The 16,105-nt window shown below is 39.1% G+C and carries 14 protein-coding genes; 9 read left to right on the top strand and 5 right to left on the bottom strand.

Annotated features, from left to right (window positions below):
* The first annotated feature begins 262 nt into the window (after window positions 1-262).
* The 4 genes from HMPREF1321_RS04210 to HMPREF1321_RS04195 all read left to right on the top strand — a co-directional run bounded on the left by HMPREF1321_RS04210 (window position 263) and on the right by HMPREF1321_RS04195 (window position 2,603).
* Window positions 263-784 carry a hypothetical protein gene (locus HMPREF1321_RS04210; RefSeq protein WP_009421449.1) on the top strand — a complete coding sequence of 174 codons (522 nt, stop codon included), beginning with the start codon at window positions 263-265 and terminating at the stop codon, window positions 782-784.
* Window positions 785-805: 21 nt separating this feature from the next.
* A complete protein-coding gene (locus HMPREF1321_RS04205; protein WP_009421417.1) occupies window positions 806-1,336 on the top strand; it encodes a hypothetical protein in 531 nt (176 codons plus the stop codon).
* 21 nt (window positions 1,337-1,357) lie between these two features.
* Window positions 1,358-1,816, top strand: a complete 459-nt coding sequence (locus HMPREF1321_RS04200) for a hypothetical protein (protein ID WP_009421498.1) — start codon at window positions 1,358-1,360, stop codon at window positions 1,814-1,816.
* 121 nt (window positions 1,817-1,937) lie between these two features.
* Window positions 1,938-2,603: a LysE family translocator gene (locus HMPREF1321_RS04195; RefSeq protein WP_009421485.1), complete on the top strand. Its 666-nt coding sequence runs from the start codon at window positions 1,938-1,940 to the stop codon at window positions 2,601-2,603.
* A 118-nt stretch (window positions 2,604-2,721) separates the two neighbouring features.
* Here HMPREF1321_RS04195 and HMPREF1321_RS04190 read toward each other — a convergent pair whose 3' ends face one another.
* The 3 genes from HMPREF1321_RS04190 to HMPREF1321_RS04180 form a co-directional block, all read right to left on the bottom strand.
* The gene (locus HMPREF1321_RS04190; protein WP_009413068.1) at window positions 2,722-3,237 is read right to left on the bottom strand and encodes an OmpH family outer membrane protein; all 516 of its coding nucleotides are present in this window, start codon (window positions 3,235-3,237) and stop codon (window positions 2,722-2,724) included.
* 387 nt (window positions 3,238-3,624) lie between these two features.
* Window positions 3,625-4,446, bottom strand: a complete 822-nt coding sequence (locus HMPREF1321_RS04185) for a class I SAM-dependent methyltransferase (RefSeq protein WP_009421452.1) — start codon at window positions 4,444-4,446, stop codon at window positions 3,625-3,627.
* 115 nt (window positions 4,447-4,561) lie between these two features.
* The gene (locus tag HMPREF1321_RS04180) at window positions 4,562-4,894 is read right to left on the bottom strand and encodes a hypothetical protein (protein ID WP_009421471.1); all 333 of its coding nucleotides are present in this window, start codon (window positions 4,892-4,894) and stop codon (window positions 4,562-4,564) included.
* 181 nt (window positions 4,895-5,075) lie between these two features.
* On the opposite strand from HMPREF1321_RS04180, the gene HMPREF1321_RS04175 reads away from it, so the two are divergent.
* Complete coding sequence (locus tag HMPREF1321_RS04175) at window positions 5,076-5,867, top strand: hypothetical protein (protein WP_009421510.1); 792 nt, start codon at window positions 5,076-5,078, stop codon at window positions 5,865-5,867.
* Window positions 5,868-5,887: 20 nt separating this feature from the next.
* Window positions 5,888-6,595 (top strand): WG repeat-containing protein, encoded by a 708-nt coding sequence (locus tag HMPREF1321_RS04170; protein ID WP_009421419.1) that lies wholly within the window; start codon window positions 5,888-5,890, stop codon window positions 6,593-6,595.
* On the opposite strand, the gene HMPREF1321_RS04165 is transcribed toward HMPREF1321_RS04170, so the two are convergent.
* Window positions 6,588-8,720 (bottom strand): glycoside hydrolase family 65 protein, encoded by a 2,133-nt coding sequence (locus HMPREF1321_RS04165; protein ID WP_009421414.1) that lies wholly within the window; start codon window positions 8,718-8,720, stop codon window positions 6,588-6,590. The two genes, HMPREF1321_RS04170 and HMPREF1321_RS04165, sit on opposite strands and share 8 nt — an antisense overlap.
* A 611-nt stretch (window positions 8,721-9,331) precedes the next feature.
* On the opposite strand from HMPREF1321_RS04165, the gene HMPREF1321_RS04160 reads away from it, so the two are divergent.
* From HMPREF1321_RS04160 to HMPREF1321_RS04145, 3 genes are all read left to right on the top strand, one after another.
* Window positions 9,332-9,607, top strand: coding sequence for a hypothetical protein (locus HMPREF1321_RS04160; RefSeq protein WP_034575659.1), 276 nt, complete (start codon window positions 9,332-9,334; stop codon window positions 9,605-9,607).
* 161 nt (window positions 9,608-9,768) lie between these two features.
* On the top strand, window positions 9,769-12,351 hold the full coding sequence (mutS, locus tag HMPREF1321_RS04150; protein ID WP_009421496.1) for a DNA mismatch repair protein MutS: 2,583 nt from the start codon (window positions 9,769-9,771) through the stop codon (window positions 12,349-12,351).
* A 265-nt stretch (window positions 12,352-12,616) separates the two neighbouring features.
* Complete coding sequence (locus HMPREF1321_RS04145) at window positions 12,617-14,737, top strand: GH92 family glycosyl hydrolase (protein ID WP_009421467.1); 2,121 nt, start codon at window positions 12,617-12,619, stop codon at window positions 14,735-14,737.
* On the opposite strand, the gene HMPREF1321_RS04140 is transcribed toward HMPREF1321_RS04145, so the two are convergent.
* A complete protein-coding gene (locus tag HMPREF1321_RS04140) occupies window positions 14,727-15,944 on the bottom strand; it encodes a beta-ketoacyl-[acyl-carrier-protein] synthase family protein (protein ID WP_009421460.1) in 1,218 nt (405 codons plus the stop codon). The two genes, HMPREF1321_RS04145 and HMPREF1321_RS04140, sit on opposite strands and share 11 nt — an antisense overlap.
* Window positions 15,945-16,105 lie beyond the last annotated feature (161 nt).

Below are 16,105 nucleotides of genomic sequence, written 5' to 3'. Positions count from 1 at the left end.
ATTTTTAGAATATAATACTTTTTTTATATTTATGTAAAAATAAATATCTATTTTATTTTGTTTATATAAAATATTTTTATATCTTTGCACCATTAATTATTAATAGTGGATGTATGACAGAAAAATGAAGTGATTTTATTGAAGGTGTATTTATATAGAGTAATCTAATTATTAGTATTATTCCTTAACTGAGCTACGGGTTACTGTCTTCATAAAAAAAACGTGCAAAAGAAAGATTTAATAAATTAAAAATTGAATTAGTATGAAAGAAATGATGAAATTTTCGTTGTTTATGCTATGTTTTGTAGTAGCGTTAGTGTCTTGCTCTAAGGATAAAAATCAAGATCCATTGCAAGATTTGCAAAATAAGGCAATGACTTATGAAGACTTCTTTAAAACTGTTTCAGAAAAAGAAGTAAGTGTTCCAGAAGATAAGGTACTTTTTATCTCTTACGAATTTAATGCAAAAGATGAGACTATTACTTTATTGTCAAGTACTGAGGCTTTTCCCAGTGAAAAAGTAGTTTGGGATGCTATAGTTAAGCATTACGAGCTTGAAGCTTCTCGTGAAGGAGGAAAATATGATTATGTTGTAACTTGTGATAAAGGCTGGAGTAAAAAATGTGAAGCATATAGTTGTTTAGGTGTAGTTAAAAGTTGCTTGAATCAAGGAGGATGCGCAACTGTTTGTAAAGCTAATATGGTTTATGTTCCAGATATAAAAGCTTTTTATATATCAGCTGATATTGATGAATTAGTGTCATCAAAAGTTGAAGGTCTTTAGTTAAATTTAAATTTTTACACTATGAAAAGAATATTTAAATTTTCATTTCTAATGGTATGCTTGAGCATAGCCTTTATATCTTGCTCTAAGGATAAAAATCAAGATCCATTGCAAGACTTGCAAAATAAATCGATGACTTATGAGGACTTCTTTAAAACTGTTTCGGAAAAAGAAGTAAGTGTTCCGGAAGATAAAGTACTTTTTATCTCTTATGAATTGAATAAAAAGGATCATACAATTACTTTACTATCTTCAGTTGAAGCAGAGCCAAGTTGGGGTGTAGCATTAGATGTTGCTAGTAGATATGAAGACCTAAAAGTTTCTCGCAAGAAAGATAAATATACAGTAGCTTGTTCAGGTGCTAAAGGTGGAGATTGGACAAAGGGTTGTAGTGGAGATTATAGTTGTGGAAGATTGATTTATGAATGTGGCGAAGCTGGTGGCTGTGGAACTATTTGTAAAACTCATATGGTTTATGTACCTGATGTAAAAGCTTTTTATATATCAGCTGATATTGATGAATTAGTGTCATCAAAAGTTGAAGGTCTTTAGTTAAATTTAAATTTTTACACTATGAAAAGAGTATTTAAATTTTCATTTCTAATGGTATGCTTGAGCATAGCCTTTATATCTTGCTCTAAGGATAATACTACTGATGATAAGCAGTTATCTTATGATAATTTTGCTTCAGTAGTGATGCAACCCTCGAAAGATAAAGACTTAGTGCGCTGGGTTTCTTTCAAAGCAAATCCTACTCAGAAAACTATTGAAGTACTTTCTAACAAAGAAGCTGAAGGAGATATGGCTATTGGTTTAGCTCCTCTTTTCTACAAACCTTCCGATACTAAATATACTGTATTAGGTATGCGTTATGAAGAAGATTATGAGTCTCAATTTGCTACTAAAGAAGCTGCAATAGAAAATATTGTAGAGAATTTTGGAGCGCAAGGAACAACCTTGCACATAGTATATCTTCCAGATACTAAAACTTTCTTTGTTTCAGATACTACAGAATATTTGGTAGTTTTCTAATGACTAACAACTGAATTTCAATAGAGTAGGGGAGAGGTGCTAAAAACTTCTCCCTTATTTTTTGTAATTCAGCAGTTTTTTAGTACTTTTGTGCAGTTAATCAAATTTTAGGTAGAAATAGATGTTTGCGGATGTATTGCTTGCATTACCTTTGGGCTTGTTGTTAGCTTTTACCATAGGTCCTGTCTTCTTTGTATTGCTGGAAACAGCTATTACCAAAGGATTTAGGGCAGCTATTGCTTTCAATTCAGGGGTAGTACTGGCAGATACTGTTTTCATTCTCATTGTCTATTTCACTACCAGCAGTCTGTTGCGCGAAATCAAGGACGACCCTAAACTCTTCTTTGCTGGCGGACTTATAATGGTAGCTTACGGACTCATCTCGTTTATCAAACTGAAAAAAGACTTCAAGAAAACAATAGATAACAAAGAGAATGCCTATTTGCAAGTAGCTGAAAAAGTGAACTATGTAGCCCTCTTTATAAAAGGTTTTCTACTGAATTTCATCAACATAGGCGTTTTGGGTTTTTGGTTAGGAATTATTATTGTTTTTGGTCCTAAGCTTGATATGAATGCCAGTAGAATATTGGTGTTTTTTACTTCTATTATCTTAGTATACTTTGCAATAGATATCTTTAAAATTCTCATTGCTAAAAAACTCAAAAACCGACTTACTGCTTTTCATATCTACAAAATCAAACGCGCGATTAGCATTATATTGTTAGTCTTTGGAGTTTTTTTAATACTCCAAGCGTTCTTTCCTAACGTATTACAATTAACTGATTAAGTACAACTCACACAAGTAGTGTATAAAAAAACTTTGTCAAAAGTTGTAAGCCACGCGGGTCTTTACCTCTTGACAAAGTCTATTTTCTATTGCCTATGGTCTAATGCCTGTGGCTTTATTACTTCTTACCTGATTTATATTGATTGTTCAAATATTCAGTAACTTCTTTAGTAATATCTTTGTTATCAGCACCATAGAGCACGCTACCGCCGTCGTTAGCACCAAGGATAAAGGTATAGCCTTTTTGTTTGCCATATTCTTTAATGTTTTTCTTCACTTTGCTAAGTAGAGAATCCATTTGAGTTTGACTTTCCAATTGCAATCTTTCTTCTTCTTGTTGCAAGTGTTGTTGCAATATTTGACTTTTTTGCATCAACTCATTGTATTTTTTCTGAGCTACGTTCTGAGGGAGAGTTTTAGCCTGAGCGTCGAAAGCACGTGCTTCAGTTTGGAATGCTACAGAAATACTATCGCGTTTTTTCTTATAAGCATCAACTTCAGTTTTCAATTTAGCCTCGATGTCTTTTTTCTCTTGGTACTCATTTAAGAGTTTGCTGTTATCCACGAAAGCCACCTTATCGGTGCAGGCAGTAAGAGTGAGGATTGCTACGCCTGTTAAGATGAGTTTTTTCATTTTCTATAATGTTTAATTCAATTCAGGTCGCAAAAATAAGAAAGTTTTGTGTGTAAATGAAATATTTTTTAATTTTGTTACTAAAAAAGTGAAAATACTCTCTTTCGTCACTATTCATTACACCTTGTTTCACGTGAAACATTTTACTACCTTCTTTTACCTTGTATAAATTTATTCTATATCAGAAACAATCTTCTATAAGTGTACTTTATCAAAACTGACTTTATTACAGCTTGTTTTAAGTATTATTTTTTAAAAAGTAATAAAGTATAAGGTAACAGTTGAGAAGTTTCATAAAAACGCCTTATTTGAAGTTTTTACTATTTTTAGCTTCAAAAATGTGTTTTTTAAAAAATAGCCTTTCTCCTGATTCCTGAAACCTGACCCCTATCCCCTAACTCCTAAAACATAAATCTGCGATGAGTACTCTCTTTTCCTCCAACCATAATAATTCGAACGAAGTCCATTAATGAAACCTTTAAGAAAATCTTTCTTTCCTGTTTTATATTGCTCGGAAAGCATACTCACATAGAAGGCATCAAAAAGCATAGGGTGGGTGGCAAGCAACTCAAAACCTTCTTTAGCAAAAAGCTGTTCGATACTATCCTTAGAAAAATGCCATAAGTGTCGGGGCACATCATAAGCTGCCCAGTAGGCTCCGTAGTGCTGTGCGTCCCACGAACGATGGTTAGGTACAGCTATAACAGCTAAACCATCTTTTTTCAGTAAGTTACTGATGAGTTGTATTTCTTGTGTTACATCGGGTACGTGTTCCAATACGTGCCACATAGTAATCACATCAAAAGAGTAGGGGGGGAGGTTACTAAAATCAGCTTGTAACAAAATTCCTTTTTCTTTTGCTTTGGTACGTGCTTTCTCGCTGGGTTCTATGCCCATAGTCTCCCAATGAGCACACTCTTTACCACTACGCACAAAGTCGCCTGTACCTGCACCTATATCAAGCAGACGAACATTTCCTTTTTTGTATTGTTTGATGAGTTTTATTTTGTGCTTTAAGTTATAACTTTTCACCCATTGGTAGAGTTTATCAAATAGTGTCCTGCGACTGTCTGTATGCGAAATATAATTCTCACTCTCATAGTATTTTTTAAGGTCATTAGGTAGGGGAGTAGTGCGGTAAAGTTTTAATACTGAATCATATACGAGGGTGAAATCCTCTTGTGATACGCTGTAATCTTTAACTGTCATTAGTTGTTAGTGTTTAGTCGTTAGTTACTACTTGTCAATTATCAATTGTGAATTATCAATTGAAAATGTTCCACGTGGAACATTTCTTATATACTTACTTTTTGTCTTTTACTTGTTACCTTTTATCTCGTAAGAAAGCAAACAATTTTCTCTTCTTCAAATATTCAAGGTTATAATCATTCTCGTATGCTTCACGTTCAAAGATGATATTTTGGTAAGCTCTCTTCTTATCTTTATACTTAATATATTTCAGTATGAAATCCACAAGATACCATATATAGAAAAATATCACCAAGAGTTCTCGCTGCTGAGCTAAATGTATGCGTTCGTGGTTGATGAATTGTGCATCTTTTAATAGTTTTTGGTCGTTAGTAAATATAAAAGGGTAGAGGGTAATACCACTAAAACCCTTAGGTACTAAATATCTATTTACTATAAACCGATTCATATAAGTAAAAAGTATGTGGCAAAAGTAGTGAGAAATTAGCAGATAAACAAATGAATTCTTAATTATCAATTCTCAATTGCCAATTCATAAATGTTCCACGTGGAACATTTATGAATTGAATATATAGCTTTATTTAAAAATATTTATTACCTTTGTCGGCGTAAAATAATAATATATCAGTATGAAAAAGTTTTTAATCCTGTTGTTATTTCCTTTTATCGGAATGGCACAAATTATCAATACTCCAGCTACACGTTTGGAGAAAGAACTCAATGGTAAAGTAAAAGCCCTTACCGAACGTACTTATGACGTCTTTCAAGGAAACCTTAAACAAAAACGTCTTGCAACCGAAAATTATTATGAATTTAATAAAGAAGGAAACTCCTTGCAGTTAGAACAAAAATACAGTGGTATTACTTTGCGTTACGACTATGTTTACAATGCTGAGCAAAAACCTCTACAAGTCAAAATATTGAGAGTGGCTCACGGAGGTATACAGAGTTCTACAGGACTCTATGAATATAATAACCAAGGGCATTTAGTAACATATCGTACAATGATGGAGGGTAGCGCTTCGCCTACACAAACCTATACTTTTAACAAGTGGGACGCCAACGGTAACCCTACCGAAGGTCTCTTAGTAACTCCCAATAGCAAAGCGAAGGTATTGCAGGAGTTTGATAAAAATAACCAACGCACTTTGCTCAAAATGGTAACTGAAGGAAATCCACCTACCGAGATGCACATCTCAGTGCGTTACGACCGTGAGGGTAGGGTAGTGGAACGCAGTATTGCTGAGGGAAACACCAAACCCGATGTAATGCATTATACATATGATAAAAAAGGTATTCCTACCGGCGTAAATAACCAGAAGTTTGAACATACTTTTGATAAGCAAGGTAATTGGGTTACTCGCATTGTATTCGTCAACGGATATATCGTAGGATTTACAGAAAGAGAAATAAAATACTAATATTAAAAATACATATACTTATGAAAAGACTATTTATTATTACTTTAGCTTTATTCTGTACGGCTTGTAATACCGATTGGCGCAGAAAATACGATGAGGTATATCCGTCTCAAAACGGAATTTCAATGGTAAGAAAAGATAATAAATACGGACTCGTAAATGCCGAAGGTACCGTCGTAGCACCTTTGAAATATGATTATATCAATATCTACCCTTCTGCCGAAATACCTTTTTATGATGTTACCATTAATAATTTATATGGGGTGATACGCCCTTCGGGTGAAGAACTCATTCCTGCTCAGTATAATTTTATTTCGTATTCCGAAGGTGTTTTTATTGTACAACTCAATGATAAGAAGAAACTCCTTAGTACGAATAACGAAACACTCACCCCTTGGTATGACGAAATAGACCTCTTTTTTGGTGGTCTGGCTCGTGCTAAACAGGGTAATAAGTATGGCTATTTAAATACTAAAGGTAAAGTAGTATTGCCTTTTGTATATGATGACGCTGATGATTTCAACGATAGTAAAAAGGCAATGGTCAAGTATAAAGGTAAGTGGGGAATGATTGATAATCTCGGTAATACAATCATTCCTTTTGAATACGAACAGGCTGAACCTTATACTAAAAGCAATGAGGAATGGGAAGATTATTACTATATCCTCATAAAGAAAGGCAGAGAGGTAAATATAGATAAAGAAGGTAATCTTTTGTCATTTAAATAATCACTTCTTTTACCTCTCCTCTAAATATCACTTTAAACGACAATCGCTTCCATTGTTTAGGCAAGCGAGGCGTAAACGTTAGTGCGCCGTTCTTTACACGCATACCAGCAAAGCCCTCTACAATGCTGAGCCACGTGCCCGCCATCGAGGTGATGTGTAACCCTTCGTGTACCTCTTTGTTGTAGTCGTCCAAATCAAGCCGAGCTGTACGCAGGTAGAGCGCGTAGGCTTCCTCTGTCTTCCCTAAGGCTGATGCGAGTACACTATGCACACAAGGTGAGAGTGACGACTCGTGTACGGTAAAAGGCTCATAAAACTCATAGTGCTTTTGGAGTTGTTCTTTGGTAAATCGCTCTTCAAAGAAATAAAACCCCTGTAACGTATCTGCCTGTTTGATATAAGGCGAACGCAATATTCTATCCCACGACCAATGTTGGTTGAGCGGGCGTTCCCCAGTAGGAATGGCACTTACAGGCTTCAAGTCTTTATCCAAAAAACCGTCTTGTTGCAAGTATACATCATACTTTTCGCTATAAGGCAAGTACATATGTTCTACAATATCACTCCACTCCTTCACTTCTTTAATAGTCACCCATTGCTTTTCGCTCTTGTATTTCAGTGCCATAGTCGCTGCATAACTCAAACACCAAGAGGCGAGATAGTTTGTATAGAAATTATTATTCACATTGTTTTCATACTCATTAGGTCCTGTCACCCCTAAGATTACGTACTGTTTCTTTTCTTCTGAAAAATTGACTCTCTGTGCCCAAAAACGTGCAATAGCAATAAGCACTTCCATTCCATATTCTTTCAGGTACGACTCATCACCCGTATAGCGTGTATAGTTATAAATCGCAAAAGCAATCGCCCCGTTGCGGTGTATTTCTTCAAAGGTAATTTCCCATTCATTATGGCACTCTTCACCGTTCATCGTTACCATAGGGTAGAGTGCAGCCCCGCCGGTGAAACCGAGTTTCTGGGCGTTTTCAATAGCTTGTGGCAACTGTTTATAGCGGTACAACAGCAGATTGCGAGCTACTTCCGCGCCTTTGGTAGCCATATAAAAAGGCAGGCAATAAGCCTCAGTATCCCAATAGGTACTACCACCGTACTTTTCCCCCGTAAAACCCTTAGGTCCTATGTTCAAATGGGCATACTTGCCCTGATACGTTTGGTTAAGCTGAAAGATATTAAACCGGATACCTTGTTGCGCTTTCTCATCACCTTCAATCACAATATCCGATGTCTCCCATATCGTCGCCCAATCCTCTTTCTGCATCTCCAACAATCTCTCAAATGTTAATGCCTGTGCGTCTCGTACCTTTGACAAAGTTTTAGACTTTGTCAAAGGTGTATAGCCACCATATTTTTCAATACAAAAGGTTTGGTTTTGCTTAACAGTTACTCCATACTGCAACCCTATATAGTTCTCCTTTCTATTTTCTTTTCCACTGATATTCAGTTCTTTTCCTTCTATAAAAAAATGATTTTCCATAAAGGTTTGCACTTTAAAGGTTGTCTTTTTAGTTTCAGCAAGTATAGTAGCGCAATTGTTTTCCGAAGAAATTTCCAAAGTATTCCAAAAATGCTCGTCCCAGTTAGCATCATTATTCTTAATACCACTGTCTAAATAACTTTCTATTTCTATGGAAGTATCAGCATTAAGAGGACTAATCTCATAACGTAAAGCTCCTATTTCATCATAACGCAACGAGAGCAAACGCACCACTTTTACAGCAATTTCCACACCGTTAGGAAGCGTAGCCGTAAAATTTCGCTCGTACCAACCCTCTTTCATATTCAGTTGTCGGCGGAAGTTTTTCACCTCCAAACAAGTGTTTAAGTCTAATAGTTCCCCGTCTATTTTGATGTGCAGTCCTATCCAACTGGGCGCATTAAGCACTTTGGCAAAGTACTCAGGGTAGCCGTTTTTCCACCAACCCACTCGGGTTTTATCGGGGTAATACACCCCACCGATGTAGCTTCCTTGAAGTGTATCGCCCGTATAGTCCTCTTCAAAGTTAGCGCGCATTCCCATAGCCCCATTTCCAAGGCTGAAAATACTTTCGTGTTTGGTAACCTCAGCTTTATTAAAGCCCTCTACGATGATGTTCCACGTGTTCATAGCTATTAGTCTTCACAAGTTTAAAGTGCAAAGGTAGAAGATAATTAGCAAACGAGCAAATTTGTAAAATTAGCTCATAAATACCCTACCTAATAATGATTACCATTACACTTTTCCATCATTAATTCCCCTTTCCGTCGCCACATTCCCTCTTTTTCGTCATTCGTCATTCGTCATTCTCTCCCTTTTCCGTCACACTCCCCCTAGTGCCTATGGCCTAAGGCCTATCACCTCTTCCCTTTTCTTTCGCCTCGAAACCCCGTTTTTAACATTTTTAGCATTGTTGTATTATATTATGAATCAACTTTTTATATACCCTTTCTATACCAATCGTCCAAGATTCGTATAAGCTTCCTATAAGCTCTCTATAAGCTAACCCCACCCTCATTACACCCTTTTTCCATCAAAAATCCTACTTCCCCTCTTTTGAATTTCTCCGTTTCCTTCCGCTCTCTCTAACCTATCCAATTTGTTCAACAAGTCTGACCTATCAAAAAAACGATTTTTATCACTCTTATCCAAAAGTATAACTCCACTGCCGATATAGAATAGACAAATGTAAAATTAGCAGATTAGCAAATTATTATTATCTTTGCAAAAAAAAATAGAATATGAGAACTGTAAATTACAATAAAATGGTCAATTACAATGTGAGTATCCCTGAGGGAGACGTGCCTATGTTTGAATCTCTTTTCAAGAAATATAATGTGATAGTAGAACCTACTATAGTAGCGGAACCTGTAGAGGAATATATTCTTAATAAAGAAACTATAAAAGCTATTGAGAAAGGAAGAACAGAACTCGCTAAATATAAAAAGGGACTCGTAAAAGGTTATACAAATGCTCAAGAATTGATTAACGATATCTTATCTGAAGAAGATGAATGACACAAAAGAAAATAAAGATTTGTATCGTATTGTCTATGCTACGACCTTTAAAAAGGAACTAAAAAAATATAAAAACCAACCTATTAAGCTACAAAAATTATAAAAATAAGAAATAATAAATAATAAATAATAAATACTTTTTCACTTTTCACTAAAAATATATGGCAAAAGAAACCCCCTTGATGAAGCAGTACAATCAGATAAAAAGCAAATATCCTGATGCTTTACTGTTGTTTAGGGTAGGCGATTTCTACGAAACCTTCGGTGAAGATGCCGTAAAAGCCGCTCATACCCTCGACATTGTGCTCACCAACCGCAACAACGGTACCGAGCGCAGTGAATTGGCGGGTTTTCCTTACCATTCTATCAATACCTATCTCCCCAAACTCGTAAAAGCAGGCTACCGCGTGGCAATATGCGACCAGCTGGAAGACCCTAAACTCGTAAAAGGCATCGTAAAGCGAGGTGTTACCGAGTTGGTTACTCCAGGAGTCGCCCTCAACGACGATATACTACAAAGCAAAAGCAACAACTTCTTAGCCTCAGTATGGTTGGGCAAACAAAGTTGCGGGGCAGCTTTTCTCGATGTTTCTACCGGTGAGTTCTTGGTAGCACAAGGCGATAAAACCTATATCGATAAGCTCTTGCAGAACTTCCGCCCCAGCGAACTGCTCGTTGCTAAGCACCAAAAAAAAGAATTTGCTGAGCATTTTGGCGACGACTTCCACTGTTTCTACTTGGAAGATTGGGTCTTTAAAGACGATTATGCCCAGCAAGTACTCACCAAACACTTTCAAACCAACTCTCTTAAAGGCTTTGGTGTAGACGAACTCACCGAAGCGATTCTTACCGCAGGGGCTATTCTCTACTATTTATCCGAAACCCAACACCACCAACTCCAACACATTACTGCCATTCAGCGCATAGCCGAAGAGGCTTATGTATGGCTCGACAAGTTTACCATTCGCAATTTGGAACTCTATGCGGGCAATACCACCCCCTCGGTGAGTTTGCTCGATGTGATTGATAAAACGCTATCGCCTATGGGTAGCCGTACCCTCAAACGCTGGTTGGCGTTACCGCTGAAGAAGTTAGATAAAATCCGTCAGCGTCACGAGGTGGTCGATTACTTTTTGAAGCACATCGATGTATTAGAGCAGGTAAAAACAGCCCTCAGCCGTATGGGCGACATCGAACGACTGATTTCTAAGGTCGCTACTCTTAAAATCAATCCGCGGGAGGTAGTGCAATTGCGCGCTTCTTTGGAACATATCCCCCTGATAAAACAGTTGTGTTTGGCTTCTGCCAATGAATCGCTTACCCTTTTAGGCGACAAACTCCACAGTTGCGAACAGCTCAGTGCGCGCATCGCCGAAACACTCAATGAAGATGCCCCAGTGAACATAGCCAAAGGCAATGCTATCGCCAAAGGTTTTTCGGCAGAATTGGACGAACTGCGCGGACTCTCGCATTCGGGTAAAAGTTATTTAGACGATTTACTCTTGCGCGAAAGCCAACGCACGGGTATTCCTTCTCTGAAAATAGATAACAACAACGTGTTTGGCTACTATATCGAAGTGCGTAACACTCATAAAGATAAAGTCCCGTCTGATTGGATACGCAAGCAAACCCTTGTGAATGCCGAGCGTTATATAACCGGAGAACTCAAAGAATACGAAGCTAAAATATTAGGTGCTGAAGAAAAAATCGCTCAGTTAGAGCAATTGCTATACGCCGAACTGATTGCTTTTATCAGTGAATATATCGGTCAGGTACAAACAAATGCCACGCTTATCGGTCAGCTGGATTGCCTCTGTGGTTTTGCTACTTTGGCAATGGAAAACAACTATCACCGCCCCGAGATGAACGAGGGGTACGCCATTGACATTAAGGATGGTCGCCACCCTGTGATTGAAAAGCAACTACCCGTTGGTACGCCCTACATTGCCAACGATGTGTATTTAGACCGCGAACGCCAGCAAATCATAATGATTACCGGACCTAATATGTCGGGTAAATCGGCTATCCTGCGACAAACTGCCCTGATAGTACTCTTGGCACAGATAGGCAGTTTTGTGCCTGCTGCTAGCGCTCAATTAGGTATAGTCGATAAGATATTCACCCGTGTAGGAGCAAGCGACAACATTTCTATGGGTGAGTCTACTTTTATGGTCGAGATGAATGAGGCAGCCCTCATTTTGAACAACATCTCCGATAGAAGTTTGGTGCTCTTGGACGAAATCGGGCGTGGTACCAGCACTTACGATGGTATTTCCATAGCGTGGGCAATCGCCGAATATTTGCACGAGCACCCCAGCAAAGCCAAAACCCTTTTTGCTACCCACTATCACGAACTCAACGAGATGAGTGAGCAGTTCGAGCGCATCAAGAATTACAATGTATCGGTAAAAGAAACCAAAGACAGCGTACTTTTCTTGCGCAAACTCACCGAGGGCGGTTCAGCACACAGTTTTGGAATACACGTAGCGAAGATGGCGGGAATGCCCCAATATGTGATTCAGAAGGCGAATAAAATGCTTAAAAAGCTCGAGGAGAGTCATAATGTAGTACCCACTGCCGAAGTGGTTAAAAACGCCCAAAAAGAAATGCAATTGAGCTTCTTTGATATGAACGATCCACTCTTAGAAGCCCTAAAAGAAGATTTACTCAGTCTCGACATCAACACCCTCACCCCCGTAGAGGCACTGATGAAGCTCAACGAAATGAGAAAACGAATTAGCTAATTAACAAATTTAAAGATTAGCAAATGAGTAATGTTATAAACTTTACTAAAGTTTCAAATTGCCTGTGTGGCTCGCACCTTTGCCAAAGTTAACCTCCTCTGGTGCAAGCTCGTAACTCGCACCCCATTTTACAAGGCGTAGCCTTGATTTTGTTTAATATTTGTTTAATTTCTGAGGCACAGCCTCATTCCTCTAATTCAAGTTCGCACCTCATTCTCTCATTTCTCAATTATTCCCTATCTTTGCAACTCATAACTCAACCCATATGAAACCATACTTTTACCTTTTAGCTTTTGCCCTTACGGCTTGCCACAACCCATCAGAACAAAAAGAGTTGCCTAAAAAGCAACTCACCAAATACGTAAATCCGTTTATCGGTACCGATGGTACGGGTAACACCTACCCAGGAGCGATGACTCCTTTCGGAATGGTGCAACTAAGCCCCGATATAGGTATCCCTGGCTGGGACAGAATTTCGGGCTACTTCTACCCCGATAGCATCATTACTGGCTTTTCACACACCCACCTTTCAGGTACAGGTGCGGGCGACCTCTACGATGTGCTCATAATGCCTACCAATAGCAGGTTTAACGACCGGATAGAGGCAAACAACCGTTTGCCCTTCTCTTATATCTCTCATAAGCGCGAAACCGCTACGGCTGGCTATTACAGCGTCGATTTGCTGAGTTATGGTATCAAAGCTGAACTTACCGCCACTCCTCGTGTAGGCGTGCAACGCTATACTTTTCCTAACGACGAACAGTCTAAAATTACAATAGATTTAGGTTATAGCATCAACTGGGATAAGCCTACCGAAACCTATCTAAAAGTAGTGAATAATACAACTTTGGAAGGCTATCGCTTTTCTACCGGTTGGGCACGCAACCAGAAGGTCTATTTCGTTATAAAACTCTCCAAACCCTTTGCTGATAAGGAGTTTACAGAAGAAAAAGAAAACGGCAAGAGCAACCGTTCTAAAATTGTACTCCGCTATACTACCGCCGATAATGAAGCCATTGTAGTGAAAACAGCTCTCTCTATGCATAGCATTGCAGAAGCGTATAAAAATATGGAAGTTGAAGCGCCTCATTTTACTTTCGACGACTATCGCGAGACAGCTCGCAATCTATGGGAGAAGCAGTTGCAGAAGATTACGGTAGAAGGCAGTAATGAGGAGCAAAAAACGATTTTCTATACAATGCTCTACCAATCGATGTTGGCGCCTAATCTTTTCAGCGATGTCGATGCACCCGAAAAGCGTTATGATACTTTTTCTCTTTGGGATACTTTCCGCGCAGCTCACCCTCTCTATACCTTGTTGCACCGCGTAGCTCCCGCCGATTTTATCAGTAGTTTTTTGGCACACTACCGCGAAAATGGTGTGCTACCGGTGTGGAGTATGCAAGGCGGTGAAACCAATATGATGATAGGCTATCACGCTGTGCCTGTTATCGTAGATGCGTATTTTAAGAAAATCCCAATGGATATTCCTTTGGCTTACGAGGCTTGCAAGCAAAGCGCAATGGTAAACGAACGCGAAATTGACTTATATAAGCGATATGGCTATGTGCCCTACGATTTAGATAAATCCGATGAAAACTGGTCGGTGTCCAAAACCTTAGAGTACGCTTACGACGATTGGTGTATTGCCCAATTTGCCAAAGCTTTGAATAAAAAAGAAGATGAGGCTTACTTTGCTAAACGCGCTGAAAACTGGCGTAATCTCTTCGACGAAAAAACTACATTCTTCCGCCCTAAGGATAGCAAAGGGCAATTTATCAAGCCTTTTAACCCCAAAGATTATAGTAAATACTTCTGCGAAAGCAACGCTTGGCATTATCGTTGGTTTGTGCCACAAAATATCGAAGGATTGCGCAATGCAATGGGAGGCATTAAGGCTTTTGAACAAAAACTCGACTCGATGTTCACTTTATCAGTTACCCCCGATGAGAAACTGCCTATTTTCAGTACTGGTATGATAGGACAGTATGTGCACGGCAACGAACCGAGTCATCACGTGGCTTACCTCTATCACTTTACAGCTCACCCCGAAAAAGCTACCCAGCGCGTTACCGAAATATTGAACACTCAATACAAAAACACACCCGACGGACATTGTGGTAATGAGGACTGCGGACAGATGAGCAGTTGGTATGTGCTCAGCGCGTTAGGTTTGTATCCTCTTAACCCTGCCAACAGCAGGTATTATCTAAGTGAACCGCTATTCGATAAAGCTACGTTGCATTTAGAGAACGGCAAGACTTTTACGATTGAAAAAAGAAAAGACAGCAAAGCAAAAACACTACTCAACGACAAACCGCTGAATAGAGGATATATTACTTATGAAGAAATTATTGCAGGAGGACGTTTAGAGTTTAAGAAATAAACGCTTTTACTACCAACGCTGAGTTAGTACCTCCGAAACCAAAAGAGTTACTCAAAAAAGCTTTAATAGGGCGTTCTACAGTTTCGGGAATAATATTTAGCTTAGCAGAAGCCTCATCGGGGGTTTCAAAATTGATATTAGGAGCTATAAAACTGTTTTGCATCATCAGTACTGAATATATCACTTCGCTAGCTCCTGCCATCCAGCACTCGTGTCCGGTCATTGATTTGGTGGAACTCACAGGAATATTACTGCCAAAAATCTCATAAATTGCCTTTGCTTCGTTGGCATCGCCTATGGGGGTAGATGTGGCGTGCGCATTGATATAGTCGATTTCACTGGCTTGTATTCCTGCATTTTTAAGGGCGCGCGCCATAGCACGGGCTGGTCCTTCTACATTGGGTGTAGAGATGTGTCCGCCATTAGACGAAAAGCCGTAGCCTACCACCTCAGCAATTGGGGTTGCCCCTCGCCTCATCGCCGACTCGTAACTCTCCAACACCAAAGTAGCTGCCCCTCCACTGGGTACTAAGCCGTCTCTACCGGCATCGAAAGGACGAGAAGCCAAAGTGGGTTCGTCCTCGCGCATTGAGAAGACCCCAAGACCATCAAAACTGCCCATACTATACTTGTTGATTTCCTGAGCTCCGCCACATATTACACAGTCTTGCATACCACTTTGGATAAGTAAGTAGCCTAAGCCTACCGAATGTGACCCACTGGCACAAGCGGCACTGATACTCATATTTACCCCTCGCAATTGGAAGAGAGTTGAGAGGTTCATCGTTACGGTAGAGTTCATCGTACGGAATACCGCCCCAGAGCCTACGAGGGTAGTATCTTTCTTCTCTCTTATCTTATCGTTTGTAAGAATTACCGATTCGGCTACACTGTCGTTGCCGTAGAGGATTCCTACTTCGTTTTGTTGTAAGAAATCGCTATCGATACCGGCATTTTTAAGCGCTTCGAGGGTTGCCATATAGGCAAATTCGCTTTCTTGCCCCATAGAAATACGCTCGCGACGCCCTAAGAGTCCTTTTAGGTCGGGGTTTTCTACAAAGCCCGTCAGCGCCGACCGATAGCCGTATTCTTTGCGTTCGGGCAAGAAAACAATACCCGATTTTCCTTGGTATAACGAATCGCGCACCTCGCCCAGTGAAGTGCCTATACAGGAATAAATACCCATTCCGGTGATAACTACTCTCATAAATTCAATTAGAAAATTAGCAGATTAGCAAATTAGAAAATGTAGGGGCAAAGGTAAGAAATAATACTGATAATGCCAAATAATGCCAGAAATACTGATAATTAACTTTGCCAAAGGTGCGAGTCGCACGGGCTGTTAAATTAGCAGATTAGCAAATGTGA

Origin of the sequence: Capnocytophaga sp. oral taxon 412 str. F0487, from assembly GCF_000271925.1 — a bacterium.
Taxonomy (GTDB): domain Bacteria; phylum Bacteroidota; class Bacteroidia; order Flavobacteriales; family Flavobacteriaceae; genus Capnocytophaga; species Capnocytophaga ochracea.
The sequence above is the reverse complement of the archived record's forward strand: the minus strand, read 5'-3'. Positions and strand labels throughout refer to the sequence as shown.

Coding starts and splice junctions, on each gene's coding strand:
- HMPREF1321_RS04210 (WP_009421449.1), top strand. CDS start 263: ATGAAAGAAATGATGAAATTTTCGTTGTTTATGCTATGTTTTGTAGTA.
- HMPREF1321_RS04205 (WP_009421417.1), top strand. CDS start 806: ATGAAAAGAATATTTAAATTTTCATTTCTAATGGTATGCTTGAGCATA.
- HMPREF1321_RS04200 (WP_009421498.1), top strand. CDS start 1,358: ATGAAAAGAGTATTTAAATTTTCATTTCTAATGGTATGCTTGAGCATA.
- HMPREF1321_RS04195 (WP_009421485.1), top strand. CDS start 1,938: ATGTTTGCGGATGTATTGCTTGCATTACCTTTGGGCTTGTTGTTAGCT.
- HMPREF1321_RS04190 (WP_009413068.1), bottom strand. CDS start 3,237: ATGAAAAAACTCATCTTAACAGGCGTAGCAATCCTCACTCTTACTGCC.
- HMPREF1321_RS04185 (WP_009421452.1), bottom strand. CDS start 4,446: ATGACAGTTAAAGATTACAGCGTATCACAAGAGGATTTCACCCTCGTA.
- HMPREF1321_RS04180 (WP_009421471.1), bottom strand. CDS start 4,894: ATGAATCGGTTTATAGTAAATAGATATTTAGTACCTAAGGGTTTTAGT.
- HMPREF1321_RS04175 (WP_009421510.1), top strand. CDS start 5,076: ATGAAAAAGTTTTTAATCCTGTTGTTATTTCCTTTTATCGGAATGGCA.
- HMPREF1321_RS04170 (WP_009421419.1), top strand. CDS start 5,888: ATGAAAAGACTATTTATTATTACTTTAGCTTTATTCTGTACGGCTTGT.
- HMPREF1321_RS04165 (WP_009421414.1), bottom strand. CDS start 8,720: ATGAACACGTGGAACATCATCGTAGAGGGCTTTAATAAAGCTGAGGTT.
- HMPREF1321_RS04160 (WP_034575659.1), top strand. CDS start 9,332: ATGAGAACTGTAAATTACAATAAAATGGTCAATTACAATGTGAGTATC.
- mutS (WP_009421496.1), top strand. CDS start 9,769: ATGGCAAAAGAAACCCCCTTGATGAAGCAGTACAATCAGATAAAAAGC.
- HMPREF1321_RS04145 (WP_009421467.1), top strand. CDS start 12,617: ATGAAACCATACTTTTACCTTTTAGCTTTTGCCCTTACGGCTTGCCAC.
- HMPREF1321_RS04140 (WP_009421460.1), bottom strand. CDS start 15,944: ATGAGAGTAGTTATCACCGGAATGGGTATTTATTCCTGTATAGGCACT.